This window comes from Mesorhizobium sp. M0243, assembly GCF_040321775.1.
Classification (GTDB): domain Bacteria; phylum Pseudomonadota; class Alphaproteobacteria; order Rhizobiales; family Rhizobiaceae; genus Mesorhizobium.
Genome location: NZ_JAMYSF010000084.1, coordinates 1 through 754, shown reverse-complemented (window position 1 = coordinate 754; position 754 = coordinate 1). Strand labels below are relative to the sequence as shown.

General features: G+C 58.5%; 2 protein-coding genes. Both read left to right on the top strand.

Annotation, left to right across the window (positions count from 1 at the left end; genetic code table 11):
- A partial coding sequence (locus NKJ11_RS33730) for a chemotaxis protein CheB (protein WP_352795187.1) occupies positions 1-363 on the top strand: 363 nt, incomplete at its 5' end.
- Positions 364-376: 13 nt separating this feature from the next.
- Positions 377-754 (top strand): response regulator (locus NKJ11_RS33725; RefSeq protein WP_352795186.1); only part of this gene is annotated, 378 nt, incomplete at its 3' end.

The window sequence follows — 754 nt, the reverse complement described above, 5'->3', positions numbered from 1 at the left end:
GGCACCGTTCTCGTTGCCAGTTCTGCGGATCATCTGGTTTTCAAGTCAGCTCGGCAACTTGGCTATACGCCCAGCCCCAAGGACAATGTTTATCGGCCGTCCGTAGATGTGTTCTTCGAAAGTGCGGCGCAATGGTGGCCCGGCTCGGTGACTGGTGTTCTGCTCACAGGCATGGGCAGGGATGGTGCGCGCGGGCTGAGACAGCTCCGCGACAAGGGGCATCTCACAATCGCGCAGGATAAAGCAACCAGTGCCGTCTATGGCATGCCGAAGGCCGCCGCCGACATCGGCGCGGCTGTTGATATTCTTCCTTTGAGTGCTATCGGCTCACGTATAATCGAAGCCTGCGAGCGCTCCACGTGAAAGGGCCCGTCCGATGACGCAAGAACCAGAGCTGGTCCCGCCACTCGCAGATAATTATTCATCCATGGTTCTGCTCATCGATGATCAGATCATGGTTTGCGAGGCGGTCAGGCGCGCTCTAGCCACCGCGCCCGATATTTCCTTACACTTCTGCACCGACCCATTGAGAGCGATGACGGTCGCGGATGAGGTAAAGCCAACGGTTATTCTGCAGGATCTCGTCATGCCCGGGGTCGATGGGCTGCATCTGGTGCGAGAATACAGGAAGCATGGGTCGACACGCGCGGTCCCAGTCATTGTGCTGTCGAGCAAGGAAGATCCAGCCACCAAGGGCGAGGCGTTCGCTGCGGGAGCGAACGACTATCTCGTCAAACTGCCGGACCGTATCGAG